Raw genomic sequence first — 18,951 nt, forward strand, 5'->3', positions numbered from 1 at the left:
GCGCTCCACACGATTGAATACATCGAATCGTGCGACCGCGTGTTGACACGACGGCCGGCGCAAACGGATGCTCGGCAGAGCGGCCGAAAGGCCGAACCCCCGGATCGACAAAAGGGAGAAAGCCGAGTCATGACCACCGTGCCGGCGCCTCCCGCCGTGTTCTGATGGAGCCCGAACTCCTCGAGATCACCGTCACCCTGCCGCACCCGCCCGCGGCGGTGTGGACGATCGTGGGCAGCCCGCACCTGTACCCGCGGTTCGTCCGGGGGATCACCGCGTGCGAACCGGTTTCCGAGGCGACCGGCCGGGGCGCCCGCTACCGGTACCGCGCCGGCGGCGAGGGCGAGGCCGAAATCTTCGTCCACCGCCGGAACGAGCACCTGGCCTGGTCCGGCCGGCGGCACCGGATGTCCGTCGTGCTGCGCCCGGTGCCCGAAGGCTGCGCGATCACCCTCCTGCTCACGCTGCTCGACGGCCGGTCGCCGGCGGTCCCGCGGATCCGGCAGCGGATCCTGGACGCGGTCGCGGCGATCGGCGACCACCTCGGCGGCGTCCCCGCGGCCGATCCGCTGCCGTCCCGCCCGACGAAGCGCGAGTTCGCCCGGATCCTCGTCAAGGCCGGCGTGCTCACCCCGGCCCAGCCCGCCGGGACGCTGCGGCAGCTGCGGGCGGTGGGCCGCTGGGGCTCGACCCTGGCCGGCGGCTACGAGGCGGTGGCCCGCCGCGCGCCGGAGTCCCTCGCGCTGTGCGACGAGCGTTCCGAGCGGACCTTCGGCGAGCTCGACGACCGCACCACCCGGCTGGCGGCGGTGCTGAAGCGCTACGACATCACCGAGGGATCGCGCGTCCTCCTGATGTGCCGCAACCACAACGCGATGGTCGAGGCGATGATCGCCTGCAGCAAGCTCGGCGCGGACGTGGCCCTGATGAACACCGGGCTGGCCCTGGGCCAGGCGGCGGAGTTCGCCCTGCGGCACGGCTCCCAGCTCGTGCTCGCCGACGCCGAGTTCGCGGCCCTGCGCGGGCAGCTGCCGTCCGACATCCCGCAGCTGTGGACCTGGCCGCCCGGCAACGGGTGGCACGGCCCGACGATCGAAGGGCTGATCGAAGCGCAGGAGCCCACCCGGCTCGCCCCGCCGGCCAAGCCCGGCCGGCTCGTCGTGCTCACCTCGGGCACGTCCGGCCCGCCGAAGGGCGCCCGCCGCCCGACGCCGAACAACGTCGCGGACGCCGCCGCGGTGCTCTCGGAGATCCCGCTGCGGGCCGGGGAACCGATCCTGGTCGCCGCGCCGCTGTTCCACACCTGGGGCCTGGCCGCGCTCCAGCTCGCCATGGCACTGCGGGCCGGGCTGGTGCTGCCCCGGCGGTTCGACCCCGAAGCGACGCTGTCGATGATCGAAAAGCAGCGCTGCACGGCGTTGTTCGCGGTGCCGACGATGCTGCGGCGGCTGCTGGACCTGCCGGAGAAGATCCGGGCCCGCTACGACCTGTCGTCGCTGCGCGTGGTCGCCAGCTCCGGCGCGGGCCTGCCGGGCCGGCTGGGCGAGGAGTTCATGGACGCCTTCGGCGACATCCTCTACAACCTGTACGGCTCGACGGAGGTGTCGTGGGCGGCGATCGCCGGCCCGGGAGACCTTCGCGCGGCCCGTGGAACGGCGGGCCGCCCGCCGATCGGCACGGCGATCCGCGTCCTGGACCGCGCGGGCACCCCGGTCCCACCGGGCGCGACGGGCCGGCTGTACGTGGGCAACCGCCTGCTGTTCGACGGGTACACCGACGGAGAGCAGCTGGACGTCCGCGACGGCCTGATGGACACGGGCGACCGCGGGTACGTGGACGCGAACGGCCTGCTGTTCGTCCAGGGCCGCGAAGACGAGATGATCGTCTCGGGCGGCGAGAACGTGGCCCCGGCTCCGGTGGAGGAAGTGCTGCTGAGCCTCCCGGAGGTCCGCGAGGCGGCGGTGGTCGGAGTCCGCGACGCCAAGTACGGCCAGCGCCTGGCGGCTTACCTGGTCCTGGTCCCGGGCGCCCAGCTGGACGCGGACACGGTGCGATCGCATGTGCGGGAGCGCCTGGCGCGGTTCGCGGTGCCGCGGGACGTCGTGTTCGTGGAGGAGCTGCCGCGCAATGCGACCGGGAAAGTGGTGAAGCGGGCTTTGCGCCGTAACTACCGCTGGTGACCGGCCCGGCGACGCCTCCTGTGGGGTAGGGGTCAGGCCGGGCAGCTGATGTCGCGGTCCGGCACTTCCAGCGCCAGCAGGTAGCGTGCCACGGCGGACCGGGTGCAGGTGTTCTTGTCGAAGACCCCGTGGGCCGCGCCTTCGTACGTCACCAACGTGGTGTTCGCCGGGGCTTGGCGGTGGATGGCGAGGGCCCAGGCGTATGGCGTCGCCGGGTCGTGCAGGGAGTTCAACAGGAGGACCTGCGGCGCGCGCGGGATGCTCAGCCGGTGCGGCGGGTTCGACGGCGGGCCCGGGACGCCCAGGCACGCCATCGCTTCGCTGTGGCTCAACGTGCTGCCGCGCATGATCGGCCCGCGGCGCAGCTCTTCGGCGTGCAGCACCGAGTACTGCGCGAAACTGCGGATCCGGAGGTCGAAGTCCTGGCAGATGACGGCGAGCCGGATGGAGTCGTAGTTGAAGGAGAACTGGGCCGTCATCGGCGGATGGCCGGCCGCGGCTTCGGCGATCACCTCGCCCAGGTCGGCGTAGTCGGGGCGGTACATGTCCTTCAGCACCCGGTCGCGCAGCTCGTTCTGCGCCAGCGGCTCCGCGGCGGTCACCGAGAGGGCTTTCTCCCAGACGGCGAAGACGTCCTGGCCGTGCAGGGCGCAGGTCGTCGTCCGGTCGCACCACGCGGCGAACTGGCGGAACGCGTCGTCCGCGGCGGCGGCCCGGTCGCCGAGGAACCGCGTGAGGCCGGCGCTGTGGTCGATGGTGCTGTCGAGCACCAGCGCCCGAACCCGGTCCCCGTGCTTTTCGGCGTACTGCTGGCCGAGCAGCGTGCCGTAGGAGATGCCGAAGAAGCTGAGCCGCGCTTCGCCCAGCGCGCGGCGGACCGCGTCCATGTCCTGGGCGTTGAGGCCGGTGTCGGCGTGGTCGAAGACGGGGAGGTTGCGGGCGCGGCAGGCAGAGACTCGGTTCTCGCTGTAGGTCCGCAGCGCGGCGAACTCGGCCGGCCCGGCCGGCTCGTCGCTGCGCGGCGCGCCCGTGTTCTCGCACTCGATGAAGTGGCTGCGGCCGGTGCCGCGCACGTCGAAGCCCACGACGTCGAACCGGGCCCGGATCTCCGGGCTGAACACGGCCGGCGTCACGGCGAGTTCCGTGTTCGACGAGCCGGGGCCGCCGAAATCCGCCAGCAGCACCCCGAGGCGGTGTGCGGAATCCGTGGCCCGGTGCCGGGCCACGGCGAGGTCGATCGACGGTCCGTGCGGGGAGTTCCAGTCCAGCGGCACCCGGACCGTGCCGCACTCGCCGTCCGGCGGTGTGGGGCTGTCCGGGTCATCGGGGCACGCCGACCAGACGATCGGCACCGGTGTCCAGCCGGCGTCGGCGACGGCCGGAGCGGCGCCGGTCAGCAGAAGTGCGCTCGCCAGAACGGTTCCCAGCACCTTTTCGGCTCCTCCCCGTGACGGCCCGGACCTCGCCGACCGTAGGGCGGGCGGGTCTGGACCACAAGGGCCGATCAGGCATTACCACGGCGCGGCCGGTTATTCCGGCGCGCGCCGGCGAGAGGGCCGGGAAATGTTTCTTCCCGTTTTCGGGAGTCAGGCGGCGGCTTTCCTGCGCGGAGCGCGCTTGCGCGGCGACGGAACGGGCGATTCCGCGTCGTCCCCGTGCACCCGTTCGAAGGCGGCGACGACTTCGGAGGAGAGCCGCCCGCGCTCGGAGACGTCGAAGCCGTTCGCGTTCGCCCAGGCCCGGATCCGCTGGTTGCGCTCACGATCGGAGGCGGTGGTCGACTGCCCGGTGGCGACGCGCACCTTCCGCCCGCCGACCCGCCGTCCGGCGCCGATGTAGCGGGCCAGTTCGTCACGCAAGGCGGCCGCGTTCCGGTCGGAAAGGTCGATTTCGAAGGTGACGCCATCAAGGCTGAACTGGACGGTCTGGGCGGCGGCGCTGCCGTCGATGTCGTCGAGGATCTCGACGGAGACTTTCTGGGCCACTTGGGTGCTCCTCCGGTGGATGTGCGCTCGAGAACGCGAACAGCGAAAAGCGCCCGCGTTCCCGGGGAAGTGTATCCACAACCGGCGCGAAAGGGAATTCAACTCGCGGGTAAAACGGGGGCGGGTCCGTTCGGCGTAATTGCCCGGAGCGAAGCGCCAAGGAGCCGGGGGTGGGAATGGGGTGGGTGTCGCCTCAATGGGTGAAGAACGACTTCGGTGGGCGGGGGTGGGCGGGGTCGCGGCGGGCGAAGAGGCTGAGTTCGCCCGGTATGGCCCGGGAGGGGTCTATTGTGGACGTCCTTTCCGGACGGTGGAGGGGTGGGTCGTCCGGCGGTTTCCGGGTCGGGGGTGAAGTGGTTCCGGGTGGGGCTTCGGTGGGGGATGGCGTGACCGTGCCGGGCGCAATTCCGGTGGTTGTGGATCAAAGGGGGCGGGTGGGCGGGTGTTGCCGGGGGTCTGCGGCCCGGGGGGCGGGGATCGGCCGGGAATGCGGCTCGGGTGGGTGGCGTGGGTGGGAATGTGGGTCGGGGTGGGTGCGGGGCGCTCGCCGCGGTTGGGTGGCAGGGGCGAGGTCGGCGGCTGGGCGGGGATCGGCCGGGGAACGCTGCTCGGGGCGGGGATCGGCGGGCGTTGGGTGGCGGGGGCGGCTTGGCTGCATGCGGGGTGGCGGGCGGCGCAGGACGCCGCTTGCGGTTCGGTGCAGGGTGCGCGGGGCTGGCCGGGTACGAGGTCTGGCGCCGGTGGGCGCCGGCCGTGGCGGGGGTCGGCTGGCGCGATGGGCCGGCTGTTGGGGTGATGGGGTGCGCTGCGCTGGCTGTGGCGCGGTCGGCGAGTGCGGGGCGAGGCGCGGGCCCTGACTGTGGCGGGCCCGCCGGTACCGGCTGCGCCGGTGCTGGGTGGCGGTGGCCCGGCCGGTGGGCGCGGGGTCGCCGCGAGCGGCGGGCAGTCCCACGCCCATTGGGTCGCCTGCCGCAGTGGGGAGCTCCGCGCCGCCGGGCTTGGTCGAAGCCGCGAGCCCGGAGGCCTGCGAAGCCGTGAGTCCGCGAGCCCGCAGGCCCGCCAAGCCGCAAGCCCGCGGTGCCGCAAACCCGCGGTGCCGCTCGCCGCCATCACCGCCGGCAGCCCGCCTCGACCAACCCCCGCCGCCTCCCCGGCAGGGTGAACGCCGTTCACCCTCCGCTCAATCCGCTACCCCGGCATTCCCGCGTCAACTCGGCCCACTGGGCGGGACCCGCCAAGGATCTGCGTCCCGCCCTCCGCCGCCCCTTCTTCGATCGATCATTTCGCCGATGCGGCTCTCTCTTCCGTGTTACCCGCCAATCGGGTGACGTCCCGTAAGCTGAACCACAACTCCCGAAACCGGCATACTTCCGGCGTCACCCGGCTTCGTCACCCGAGTGACGCGGTGTCTTCGCTGGTGAGCGCTCTGCTGTAAAGTCAAACCTCCCAATCGAGGTAACATTTTCCGGCAGAAGAGTGAACAAAAACTGTCGCTGTACTACTCGCTGTCCGGGGAAAGCTCCGCGATTTCTGGACATTTTCGCCAATGCTCCGTTCGGCGGTACGAGCTACGCGTTCACTGGGTAGCGTGATGCCAATCCGGCTGGTCTTGGGGGTACTCGACTGCCGGGTGACCGACCTGCTGCACCAAGAACGCTGGTTGTCGCGCGCGTTCGGCGGTCGCCGGTGCCTAATCGGCACGGCGGAGGTGCCGTCGAAATCGGAACTGTTTCCGGGGGTTGCCGCGCGGCTGTCACGCTGGAAAGGATCAATGTGTCTCGCGCTCGTTCCTGCGGGTTCGCCCGGTGTGTGGCACGCCGGGCCGATTTGTTGAACGAGTGGCAAATACCCGGTTGCCCGGACGGAAGTCTTTTGCCGATTTCCCTGGTCGCGGGCCCCTTCTGCCTGTCTTCCGCCAGCGCCTGGACGGCCCTGCGCTGACCTCATCCGTGCTCGAAAGGTTTCCGCAATGCCGCGATACGACGTCTCGGTTCCTGCCGTTGACGACGACAGATCGGTGCCCGCGCGTACCCTCGCCGGGCTGTTCCAGGCGCAAGCCGCCCGCACCCCCGATGCACCGGCCCTGACCGGCGCCGATGGCACCTTGACCTACGCGACCGTCGACGCGCGGGCGAACCGGCTGGCGCGCGTGCTGGTGCGACGTGGCGCCGGCCCCGAAAAGGTCGTCGCGCTGCTGCTGCCCCGGTCAGCCGACCTGGTCGTCGCCGAGCTGGCGGTCGCCAAGGCGGGGGCCGCCTTCCTGCCCGTCGACCCCGACCAGCCCGCCGAGCGCATCGCCTTCGTGCTCTCCGACGCGCAGCCCGTGCTCGTCGTGGGCCGCGGGCACGCGGCAGCCACCCTCGACCTCGACGGAACCGACAGCGAGACCGACAGCGAAACAGCCGGCGAGACAAAGACCGAGCCGCCGCACCTCGACCACCCGGCCTACCTCATCTACACGTCCGGCTCGACCGGCGTCCCCAAGGGCGTCCTGGTCACCCACCGCGGCCTGGCCGGCTTCTGCGCCGCCATGCGGGAGCAGTACGACGTGCGGCCCGGTGACCGGGTGCTCGAGTTCTCCTCGCCGAGCTTCGACGCCTCCGTCCTCGAACTCGGCATGGCGCTGCCGCACGGGGCCGCGCTCGTCGTGCCGCCGCCCGGCCCGCTGCTGGGCGAGCGGCTCGCGGACGTCCTGGCCGAGCACCGGGTCACCCACGCGCTCATCCCGCCGGTCGCGCTGGCCACGCTGCCGGCCGGCCACCCGCTGCCGGACTTCCGCACGGTGATCGTCGGCGGTGACGCCTGCCCGCCCGAACTGGTCCGGACCTGGGCGCCCGGGCGCCGGATGATCAACTCCTACGGCCCCACCGAATTCACCGTCGTCGCCACCTGGAGCGACCCGCTGGTCCCCGGCGGCACGCCCCCGATCGGCCACCCGCTGCCGGACGCCACCGCGTACGTCCTCGACGACGCGCTGCGCCCCGCCGACACCGGCGAGCTCTACGTCACCGGCCCCGGCCTGGCCCGCGGCTACCTCGACCGGCCGGGCCTGACCGCGAGCCGGTTCGTCGCCGACCCCTTCGGCGCACCCGGCGCGCGGATGTACCGGACCGGGGACGTCGTCCGCCACACGGAAACCGGTGAGCTGGAGTTCGTCGGGCGGGCCGACCACCAGGTGAAGATCCGCGGCTTCCGGATCGAGCCGGGCGAAATCGAAGCACTGCTGCTCGGGCAGGAGAACGTCCGCGAGGCGGTCGTCGTCGCCCGCGAGGACCAGCCCGGCGTCAAACGCCTGGTCGCCTACGTCGCCGGGGACGCCGATCCTGCCGACCTGCGCGCCGCCGCGGCCGACCGGCTGCCGCCGTACATGGTCCCCGCCGCCTTCGTCCGCCTGGACGCGATGCCGCTGACCCACCACGGCAAGCTCGACCGTGACGCCCTGCCCGAACCCGACTGGTCCGCCCAGGTCCGCGCCACGCACACCGCGCCCCGGACCCCGGCCGAGCACGCGCTCGCCGAAATCTGGGCCGACGTCCTGGGCGTCCCGGACGTCGGCGTCGACGCGGACTTCTTCGAGCTCGGCGGCGACTCCATCCTCGGCGCCCGCGCGCTCGCCCGGATCCGCGCCCGCTTCGGCGCCGACCTGTCCCCGCGCGTGGTGTTCGACGCTCGCACCATCGCGAAGCTCGCCGAGCTGCTGCCCGACGACGGTGCCCCGGCCGGCCGGATCGAGCCCGCGCCCCACGACGCCGTGGTCCCGCTCTCGCCGGTCCAGCGCCGCCTCTGGGTGCTCGACCAGCAGAACCCCGGAAGCACCGAATACAACGCCGGCGTCGGCCTCACCCTCACCGGCCCGCTGGACCGCGACGCCCTGCGCGCCGCCCTCGACGGGCTGGCCGCACGGCACGAGTCGCTGCGGACGACGTTCCGGACCGTCGACGGCGAGGGCGTCCAGGTCGTCGCCGACGAGGGCACCATCCCCTTGCGGGAAACCGCTGCCGAAGCGGACCTCGACGCGCAGCTCGCGGCCGAACTGGACCGCCCCTTCGACCTGACGACCGGGCCGCTCACCCGGGCCACGCTGATCCGCCGGGGCCCGGACGACCACCTGCTCCTGCTGTGCCAGCACCACATCATCACCGACGGCTGGTCGGTCGGCCTGCTCGTGGACGAGTTCGCCGCGCTCTACGCGGGGGAGAAGCCCGCCCCGCTCGACCTCGGCTACCGCGACTACGCCCGCTGGCACCACGACCGGCTGGCCGGCCTCCGGGACCGGCAGCTCACGTATTGGCGCACGCAGCTCGCCGGCCTCGAACCCCTCGACCTGCCCACCGACCGGCCGCGCCCGCCCGTCCGGGCCACCGAGGGCGCGATCCGCCGGTACGAGCTGCCGGCGGAGCTCGCCGAAAACCTCACGGCACTGGGCCACGACACCGGCGCGACGCTGTTCACCACGCTGACCGCGCTCGTCCAGGTGCTGCTGGCCCGCTACACCGGGCAGGACGACGTCGCCGTCGGCACCGCGGTCTCCGGCCGCGACCACGACCAGCTCGAACGGCTCGCCGGGTTCTTCGTCAACACCCTCGTCCTGCGGTCCGCGGTCGACGCGGCGGAACCGTTCGACCGTTTTCTCGGCCGGGTCAAGGAAACGACCCTGGCGGCCTTCGCCGCCGCGGAAGTGCCCTTCGACCAGGTCGTCGACGACCTGCGGCCGGCCCGTGACCCGAGCCGGACCCCGCTGGTGCAGGTCCTGCTGGTGTTGCAGCAGGACCTCGTCCGGCCCCGGGAGGCGGGCGCCCTCCGCCTGGGCGAGCACGATCTGCCCCGCCCCCGGGCCCGGTTCGACCTCGTGCTGGAATTCCAGCCGCAGGCCCGCAGTGTCGCGATCGAGTACGACACCGCGCTCTTCGACGCCGCCACCATCGACCGCTTCGCCGGGCACCTGCGGGTGCTGGCCGAAGCGGTGGTCGCCGAGCCGCACCGGCCGGTGGCCGAGCTGCCGATCCTGGACGGCGCCGAGCTGGCCCACCTGGCCGGTCTCTCGCGCGGGCCGGTCCTGGACGCGCCGGAAGCCACGCTGCCGCAGCTGTTCGAGGCCCAGGCGGCCCGCACGCCGGACGCGGTCGCGGTCGTCTGCGAGGGCCGCTCGCTCACCTACGCCGAGCTTGACGACCAAGCCGACCGGCTGGCCCGGGTCCTGGCCGAACGCGGAGCCGGACCCGAACGGTTCGTCGCCGTCTCCCTGCCGCGCACGGAACGGATCCTGGTGGCGCTGCTCGGGGTGCTCAAGTCCGGCGCCGCCTACCTCCCGGTCGATCCCGCCTACCCGGCCGACCGCCAGGAACTGATCCTCGACGACGCCGCCCCGGCGCTGCTGCTCACCCCGGACGGCCGCGGCCCCGGGTCCGTCCCGGCTCTCGCGTTCGACGATCCCGCCCTGTTCGAGGGCGCTCCCGCCCAGCGAGACCGCGCCACGAACCCCGACCACCCCGCCTACGTGATCCACACGTCCGGCTCGACCGGCCGCCCCAAGGGCGTCGTCGTCGCCCACCGCAGCGCCGCGAACCTGATGGCCTGGGCGCGCACGGACTTCGCGGACGTCTTCCGGCCGGGGGCCACCGTGGTCGCGTCGACGTCGCTCAACTTCGACGTCTCGGTGTTCGAGATCTTCGCGCCGCTGATGACCGGCGCCACCGTCGAGATCGTCCGGGACGTGCTGGCCCTCGGCGAGGGTGAGCAGGACGGCCGGCCGGTCGGCCTGGTCAGCGGCGTGCCCTCGGCGTTCGCGCAGCTGCTGGCCCAGGGCGCGGTGACGGTGCGGCCGTCCACTGTGGTCCTGGCCGGCGAGGCGTTGACCCGGCACGCACTGCTCGACATCCGGAAAGCGTTGCCGGACAGCCGGATCGCGAACATCTACGGGCCTACCGAGTCCACTGTGTACGCCACCGCCTGGTACCACGACACCGACCGCACGCCGCCGATCGGCCGCCCGATCGCCGGCATCCGCGCGTACGTCCTGGACCGCGGCATGCGGCCGGTGCCCGTCGGTGTCCCCGGTGAACTGCACCTCGGCGGGGCCGGGGTGGCCCGCGGCTACCTCGGCCGGCCCGGGCTGACGGCGAGCCGGTTCGTCGCCGACCCCGCGGGCGCGCCCGGCGCCCGGATGTACCGGACCGGCGACGTCGTGCGCTGGACCGCCCGCGGCGAACTGGAGTACCTCGGCCGCGCCGACGACCAGGTCAAGATCCGCGGCTTCCGGATCGAGCCCGGCGAAGTCGAGGCCGCGCTGCGGAAGCACCCGGACGTCGCCGAGGCGGTCGTCGTCGCCCGCACCGACGGCGGGCACCAGCGGCTGGTTGCCTACGTCGTGCCCGAAGCGCCCGCCGACCTGCGGGACTTCCTCGGCGCTTCGCTGCCCGCCCACCTGGTGCCCTCGGCGTTCGTGCCGCTCGACCGGCTGCCGCTCAACCCGAGCGGCAAGCTCGACCGGCGCGCGCTGCCCGCCCCGGACTGGACCGGCGGCACCACCCGCGTCGCGCCGCGCACCGGCACCGAACGGCTCCTCGCGACCATCTGGGCCGACGCCCTCGGCCTGCCCGAAGTCGGCGTCGAGGACAACTTCTTCGAGCTCGGCGGCGACTCGATCCTCAGCATCCGGCTCGTGTCCGAGGCGGCCAAGGCCGGCCTGCGGATCACCACCAAGGACGTCTTCCGACACCCGACGATCGCCGCCCTCGCCGCGGCGGCCGGGGTGGCCGAGCCCGCCGCCGAGCGGCCCGCGGCGACCGGCGAGGTGCCCGTCACCCCGATCCAGCACTGGTTCCTCGACACCGACCCGGCCGACCCGGCCCACTTCGTCCAGCAGCTCAGCGTCCGCCTCGCCGACGACGTCGACGAGGACCGCCTGCGCGCGGCGGTGAACGCGGTCGTCGCCCACCACGACGCCCTGCGGCTGCGCTTCCGCAAAACCGCCGGAGGCTGGACGCAAGCCCACGCCGAGCCCGCCGAGGCCGACGTCTTCGGCGCGGAAATCGACGTCGAACACGGCCCGCTGGTGCGCGCGGAACTGGCCGGCACGACCCTGCGCCTGGCCGTGCACCACCTGGTGGTGGACGGCGTCTCGTGGCGGATCCTCCTCGAGGACCTCGACCACGCCTACCACGGACGCGCGCCGAGCGCCCGCACGACGTCCTTCCAGGAGTGGGCGAACCGGCTCGCCGAGCACGACTTCGCCGCCGACCTCCCGTACTGGCAGGCGGTCGACGGCGCCCAGATCCCCCTGGACACCGACGGCACCGGCACCGTGGCGAGCACCCGCACGGTCACCACCCGGCTCGACGCCGAGCTGACCCGGGCCCTGCTGCAGGACGTCCCGGGTGTCTACCGCACCCAGGTGAACGACGTGCTGCTGGCCGCCCTCGGCGGGGCTCTGCGCCGCTGGACCGGCACCGGCCGCGTGCTCGTCGACCTCGAAGGCCACGGCCGCGAAGACCTGTTCGACGACGTCGACCTGTCCCGCACGGTCGGCTGGTTCACGTCGATGTTCCCGGTCGCGCTCGAGGTCCCCGACACCGGCGCCGGGGACGTGCTCAAGTCCGTCAAGGAGCAGCTGCGCGCGATCCCGGCCCGCGGCCTGTCCTACGGCGTCCTGCGCCACTTCACCGGGACCGCTCCCGCGGTGAGGCCCCGGCTCAGCTTCAACTACCTCGGCCGCTTCGAGGCCGAGGGCGAGCTGTACCGGGGCCTCGAGCGGGAGCTGGAACTCGAGCAGCACCCGGATGACGTCCGCGCGCACGCCGTCGACGTCGTCGCCCGGGTCACCGACGGCCGCCTGGAGATCACCTGGTTCTACTCCGGGCAGCTCCACGACGAAGCCACGATCCGGACCGTCGCCGACGACCTCGTGCACGGCCTCGCCGGGATCGTCGCGCACTGCACCGGGCCGGACGCCGGCGGCCGCACGCCGTCGGACTTCCCCCTCGCCGCCCTCGACCAGGCCGCGGTGGACCGGCTCGCCTGCGACGGCCGCGACGTCGAGGACCTCTACCCGCTCACCCCGGCCCAGGCCGGCATGCTCTTCCACCGGCTCACCGGCGGCGGCCGGCACGCCTACCTCCAGCAGGTGACGTTCGTGATGAGCGACGTCCCCGACCCCGCGGCGCTGGGCCGCGCCTGGCAGCGGGTGGTGGACCGGACCCCGGTCCTGCGCAGCCGGGTGGTCTGGGACGGCCTCGACGAGCCCGTGCAGGTGGTCCACCGGCAGGTCACCCTGCCGATCGAATACCGCGACTGGACGACCGAACCGGCCGACCTCGACGCCGTGCTGGCGGCCGACCGGGACACCGGCCTCGACCTGGGTGAGCTCCCGCTGATGCGGCTGCTGCTCGCGCGGGTCTCGGCGACCGAGGTCCGCGTGGTCTGGACGTTCCACCACCTGCTGCTCGACGGCTGGAGCCTCTTCCAGGTGCTCTCCGACGTCGCGGCGGCGCACGCCGGGCGCCCGCTGCCGACCCGCCGCCCGTTCCGCGACCACGTCCGGTGGCTGTCCGAACAGGACACCCCGGCCGCGGAAACCTATTGGCGCGCACGGCTTTCCGGCCGGCCCGAGCCGGCCCGGCTGCGCACCGACCGCGCTCCCGGCGGGCACCCGGTCGAATCGACGGCCTCGCTGCGGATCGAGCTGCCCGCCGGGCCGTTGCGTGCCGCCGCGCAGCGCCACGGCCTCACCCTCAACACGCTCGTCCAGGGCGCCTGGGCGGTGCTGCTGGCCCGGCACACCGGCCGGCCGGAGGTCTGTTTCGGCACCACGGTCGCCGGGCGGCCCGCGGAACTGCCCGGGGCCGGCGAAATCACCGGCATGTTCATCACCACCCTGCCGGTGGTCGCCGACGTCGACGAGCGGGCCACGGCGGTGGACTGGCTGCGCGGCCTCCAGGACGCCGAGGCCGAGGCGCGGCGGTTCGACCACCTGTCCCTGGCGCGCCTGCAGAGCTGGGGCGGGGAGTTCGACAGCCTGCTCGTCTTCGAGAACTACCCGGTCACCGCGGAACTCGGACTGCGCGACCTGCGCGGAGTCGAGACGACCAACTACCCGCTCAGCATCGTCGCCTACCCCGGCGAGGAGCGCCTGGAGTTCCTCTTCGGCTACGACCCCGAGCTGTTCGACGCCGACACGATCGCCGGGTTCGCCGGGCACCTGCGGACGGTGCTGTCCGAGCTCGCGAAACGGCCACACGAGCCCCTTTCCCGGCTGCGGATGCTCACCGACGCCGAGCAGCGCGCCGTCCTGGCCCAGGGGACCGGCGCCCCGCAGGAAGGCCCGGACACGACCGTGCCCGCGTTGTTCGCCGAGCAGGTCCGCCGCACGCCGAACGCGGTCGCCGTCACCGGCGAAGAAACCCTGACCTACGCGGAGCTCGACACGCGGGCGAACCGGCTGGCCCGCCGCCTGCTCGACCTGGGCGCGCAGCGGGACGGCCTGGTCGGCCTCCTGCTCGGCCGCTCGGCCGACGTGGTCGTCGCCGAACTGGCGGTGCTCAAGGCCGGTGGCGCCTACCTGCCGCTGGACGCCCGCGCGCCCCGCAGCCGGCTGACCGCGCTGCTCGACGACGTCGGTGTCCTGGTGACCGACGATTCCGGCCGGGCGCTCGCCACCGAGATCCACAGTGGACCGATCCTGTCGGCCGGCGAGCTCGGCGGCGAACCGGCCGAGGCGCCGGACCTCCCGATCCGGCCCGCGAACCTGGCCTACGTCATGTACACCTCGGGCTCGACGGGGACACCCAAGGGCGTGGCCGTCAGCCACCGGGACATCGTCGGCCTGGCCCGGGACCGGTCGTTCGCCGGCCCGGCGCACCGGTCCGTGCTCATGCACTCGCCGCCGGCCTTCGACGCCTCGACGTACGAGGTGTGGGTGCCGCTGCTGAACGGCGGCCGCGTGGTCGTCGCGCCGCCGGGCGACGTCGACGCCGACGTGCTGCGCCGGCAGATCGGCGCGCACGGCGTGACCGCGGTGTGGCTGACCGCCGGGCTGTTCCGCCTGCTCGCCCAGGAAGACCCGGCCTGCCTGGCCGGGGCGGGCGAGGTGTGGACCGGCGGGGACGTCGTGCCCGCCGAGGCGATCCGCCAGGTGCGGGCCGCCTGCCCGGGCCTGACCGTCGTCGACGGCTACGGCCCCACCGAGACCACGACGTTTGCCACCCGGTTCGTGGTGGGGCCGGACGAGCCGGTGCCCGCCGTGGTGCCGATCGGGCGGCCGCTGGACGACATGGCCGCCTACGTCCTCGACCACGGGCTGCGGCCGGTGCCGCCGGGTGCCGTCGGCGAGCTGTACCTGGCCGGCACCGGCCTCGCCCGCGGCTACCTCGGGCAGCCGGCGCTGACCGCCGAACGGTTCCTGGCCGACCCCTTCGGCGCGCCCGGCACGCGGATGTACCGCACCGGCGACCTGGTCCGCTGGGCTCCCGGCGACGTGCTGGAGTTCGCCGGCCGGGCCGACGACCAGGTGAAGATCCGCGGCTTCCGCGTCGAGCTCGGCGAAATCGAGACGGCGCTGACCGCGCACCCGGACGTGACCGAAGCCGTCGTCGTCGCGGCCGTGCACGGCGGGGCCAAGCGGCTGGTCGCCTACGTCGTCGCGACCGGGACGCCGGACCTGCGCGAGTTCCTGCTGCGGACGCTGCCGGACTACCTCGTCCCGGCCGTGTTCGTGCCCCTGGAAGCCCTGCCGCTCAACGACAACGGGAAGGTCGACCGCCGGGCGCTGCCCGCGCCCGGCTTCGTGTCCGGGCTCGGGTACCGCGAGCCCGCGACGGACGCCGAGCGGCTGCTCGCCGGCATCTGGGCCGAGGTCCTGCGGGTCGGCCGCGTCGGCGCCGACGACAACTTCTTCGAGCTCGGCGGCGACTCGATCCTCAGCATCCAGGTGGTGTCCCGGGCCCGCCGGGCCGGCCTCGACCTGATGCCCGGCCAGGTCTTCGACCACCCGACCGTCGCCGCGCTCGCCCTCGCCGCCACCCCGGCCGCGCCCGTCGCGGCCGACGCCGGGCCGGTGACCGGCGACCTGCCGCTGACGCCGGTGCAGCACTGGTACCTCGACCCGCGGCCGGTGCACCCGGAGCAGTTCGTCCAGTCCGTCTCGGTGGAGGTGCCCGACACCGTGGACCCCACAGCGCTGCCGCGCGCGCTGCGCGAACTCCAGCTGCACCACGACGTCCTGCGCCTGCGGTTCACCCCCGACGGCCCGCGCCACGCACCCGGCGCCCAGGACGTCCTCGGCGCCACCATCGACCTGGAGAACGGGCCGCTGCTGCGCGCCGAGCTGTCCGGCACGACCCTGACGCTGGCCGCGCACCACCTGGTCGTCGACGGCGTGTCGTGGCGGATCCTCCTGGAGGACCTGGAAACCCTCCTGGCCGGCGGCGAGCTCCCGCCCAAGACGACGTCGTTCCGCGACTGGGCCCGCACCCTAGCCCGTCACACCGCCGACGGCTTCTTCGACGACGAACTCGACCACTGGGCGGCCATCGACGCCGACCCGGCCCTCCCGGTCGACGCGGCCGGTGAGAACACCTACGGCTCGGCCCGTTCGGTGGTCGTGCGGCTGCCCGCGGAACCGACCCGGGCCGTGCTGCACGACGTGCCGGGGGCGTACCGGACGCAGGTCAACGACGTCCTGCTGACCGCGCTCGGCCGCGTCCTGCGCGACTGGACCGGCCGCGACCGCGTGCTCGTCGACCTCGAAGGCCACGGGCGGGAAGACCTGTTCCCCGGCCTCGACCTCTCGCGGACGGTCGGCTGGTTCACCTCGATCTTCCCGGTCGAGCTGACGTCGTCCGGCGAGGACTGGGGCGAAGCCTTGAAGGCGACCAAGGAACAGCTGCGCGCGATTCCCCGCCGCGGCCTCGGCTACGGCGCCCTGCGGTACCTCACCGGCACCGCCCCGCGCCTCGAACCCCGGATCAGCTTCAACTACCTGGGCCGCTTCGACCACGGCGGCGGTCTGGGCGGCGCGGCGCACCCCGGCCAGACGCGGGCGCACCAGCTCGACGTCGTCGGCGCGGTCGTGGGCGACGAGCTGGAACTGACCTGGCACTACTCCGCGGGTGTGCACACCGAGGCGACCGTGCGCCGGCTGGCCGACGCCCTGCTCGCCGCGCTCACCGGGATCGTCGGGCACTGCGCCCGGCCGGACGCCGGCGGCCGCACGCCGTCGGACTTCCCCCTCGCCCGGCTCGACCAGGCCGCGGTGGACCGCCTCGCCGGCACCGGCCGGACGGTCGAGGACATCTACCCGCTCACCCCGATGCAGTCGGGCATGGTCTTCCACAGCCTCGTCGACGGCGCGGCCGGGACCTACCTCAACCAGGTGCGCCTGCGGCTGACCGGCATCGGCGACCCCGAGCGCCTCGCCCGGGCGTGGCAGCAGGTCGTCGCGGACACGCCGGTGCTGCGCACCCGCGTCGTCTGGGAGGGCCTCGACGAACCCGTGCAGGTCGTCGAGCGGAACGTCACCGTTCCGGTCGTCCACCTCGATTGGAGGACGCTGGACGACGACGAGCGCGCCCGCGAGCAGGAGCGGTTCCTCGACGAGGACCGGGCCGAGGGTTTCGACCTGACCGCCGCCCCGCTGCTGCGGCTGGCGTTCGCGCGGCTGCCCGGCGGCGACGTGCTGCTGGTGTGGACGTTCCACCACGTGCTGCTGGACGGCTGGAGCGCCGCGCAGGTGTTCGGCGAGGTGTGCGCCCGGTACGCGGGGGCCGCCGTGCCGGGGCACCGGCCGCCGTTCCGCGAGTACCTGCGCTGGCTCGGTGAGCAGGACACCACGGCCGCCGAAATCCACTGGCGCGAGCAGCTCGCCGGGTTCCGGACGCCGACGCCGTTGCCCTACGACCGCCGTCCGGTGGAAGCCCACCGCGCGCGGTCCGCGGCGTCGGTCCGGGTGTCGGCGCCCGCCGGCGGGCTGCGCGAGCTGGCGCGCCGCGCCGGCCTGACGCTCAACACGATCGTCCAGGGCGCGTGGGGGCTCGTGCTTTCCCGCTACAGCGGCGAATCCGGCGTCGTCTTCGGCACCACGGTGTCGGGGCGGCCGGCCGACCTGCCGGGCGTCGAAGCGATGGCCGGGCTGTTCATCAACACCCTGCCCGCGCCGGTGACCGTCCACGATGGACTGACGGTGGCCGAGTGGCTGCGGGACCTGCAGACGGCCCAGGCCCGGTCACGCCGGTTCGACTTCGTGTCTCTGGCCCAGCTGCAGACCTGGGCGGGCGGCAGCACGCTGTTCGACAGCATCCTAGTGTTCGAGAACTACCCGTTCGACACCGAAGCCGTGGCCGCGCACGGGATCGGCCTGCACGAGGACGGCGAACTGCAGCCGACCAACTACCCGCTCAGTGTCGTCGTCACGCCGGGGGAGGACCTGGCCGTGTCGTTCGACCACGACCCGGACCTGTTCGACCGGGCCACCGTCGACCGGCTCGCCGGGCAGCTGCTGCTGGCCCTGGACCGCATCGCCGCGCACCCGGGAACGCGGGTCGGCGAGCTCGACCTGCTCACCGGCGACGACCGCGAGCGCGTGCTGCGGACGTTCAACGACACGGCGCACCCGGTGCCCGAGGCCACCGTCGTGAGCCGGTTCGCCGACCAGGTCCGCCGGACCCCGGACGCGCCGGCGGTCGACGACCTCACCTACGCGGAGCTCGCCGCCCGCGCCGACCGGCTCGCGGCCCGGCTGATCGCCCTCGGCGTGCGGGCCGAGGACCGGGTCGGGCTGCTGCTGGAGCGGTCGGCCGACCTCGTCGTCGCCGAACTCGCGGTGCTCACGGCCGGGGCCGCCTACGTCCCGGTCGACCTCCGTGCCCCGGCGAGCCGGATGTGCCTGGTCCTCGACGAGGCCGGCGTCTCCGTCGTCATCGCCGGGGAGTCCTATCAGGACGTCCACAGTGGACTTACGGTCCGGGTGGACGAGACCGGTCCGGAAGGTGCGCCGGAAGTCCGGGTGCGGCCGGGAAACCTGGCGTACGTGATGTACACGTCCGGGTCGACGGGCAAGCCGAAGGGCGTGGCGGTGACCCACCGCGACATCGTCGCCCTGGCCTCCGACGGCTCGTTCGCGGGCGAGGCCCACCGGACCGTGCTGCTGCACTCGCCGCAGGCGTTCGACGCCTCGACGTACGAGGTGTGGGTGCCGCTGCTCAACGGCGGCCGGGTGGTCGTCGCTCCGCCCGGCGACGTCGACGCCGAAGTGCTGCGTGCGGTCGTCACGCGGCACGGGGTCCGTGCGCTGTGGCTGACCGCCGGGCTGTTCCGGCTGCTGGCGCAGGAGGATCCCGGGTGCCTGCGGGGTGTCGGCGAGGTGTGGACCGGCGGGGACGTCGTCCCCGCCGCCGCGGTCCGCCAGGTGCGGGACGCCTGCCCGGGGCTGACCGTCGTCGACGGCTACGGCCCCACCGAGACCACCACCTTCGCCAGCCGGTTCTTCCTGGCCCCCGAAGACGCGGTCCCGGACGCGATGCCGATCGGCCGGCCGCTGGACAACATGGCCGCCTACGTCCTGGACGAGGGCCTGCGGCCGGTCCCGCCGGGCGTGACGGGCGAGCTGTTCATCGCCGGCGCCGGCGTGTCCCGCGGGTACCTCGGCCGGCCCGGCCTCACCGCGGACCGGTTCGTGGCCAAGCCGTTCGGGGCGCCCGGCGAGCGGATGTACCGCACCGGGGACGTCGTGCGCTGGACCGGCGACGGGGTGCTGGAGTTCGTCGGCCGCGCCGACGACCAGGTGAAGATCCGCG

Annotated in this window: 4 protein-coding genes; 2 read left to right on the forward strand and 2 right to left on the reverse strand. The window is 73.7% G+C overall.

Annotated elements, in window-relative coordinates:
- Positions 1–164 precede the first annotated feature (164 nt).
- Complete coding sequence (locus tag ACWEVN_RS11180) at positions 165–2,180, forward strand: AMP-binding protein (protein WP_452051116.1); 2,016 nt, start codon at positions 165–167, stop codon at positions 2,178–2,180.
- 32 nt (positions 2,181–2,212) lie between these two features.
- Here ACWEVN_RS11180 and ACWEVN_RS11185 read toward each other — a convergent pair whose 3' ends face one another.
- Both ACWEVN_RS11185 and ACWEVN_RS11190 read right to left on the reverse strand, forming a co-directional pair.
- The gene (locus ACWEVN_RS11185; protein WP_449682454.1) at positions 2,213–3,610 is read right to left on the reverse strand and encodes an alpha/beta hydrolase; all 1,398 of its coding nucleotides are present in this window, start codon (positions 3,608–3,610) and stop codon (positions 2,213–2,215) included.
- A gap of 156 nt (positions 3,611–3,766) precedes the next feature.
- Positions 3,767–4,165, reverse strand: coding sequence for a histone-like nucleoid-structuring protein Lsr2 (locus tag ACWEVN_RS11190; RefSeq protein WP_449682455.1), 399 nt, complete (start codon positions 4,163–4,165; stop codon positions 3,767–3,769).
- Between the two features lie 1,969 nt (positions 4,166–6,134).
- Here ACWEVN_RS11190 and ACWEVN_RS11195 point away from each other — a divergent pair.
- The coding region (locus ACWEVN_RS11195) for an amino acid adenylation domain-containing protein (protein ID WP_452051117.1) at positions 6,135–18,951 on the forward strand (12,817 nt) is incomplete at its 3' end.

It is taken from the genome of Amycolatopsis sp. NPDC003861 (assembly GCF_053605405.1).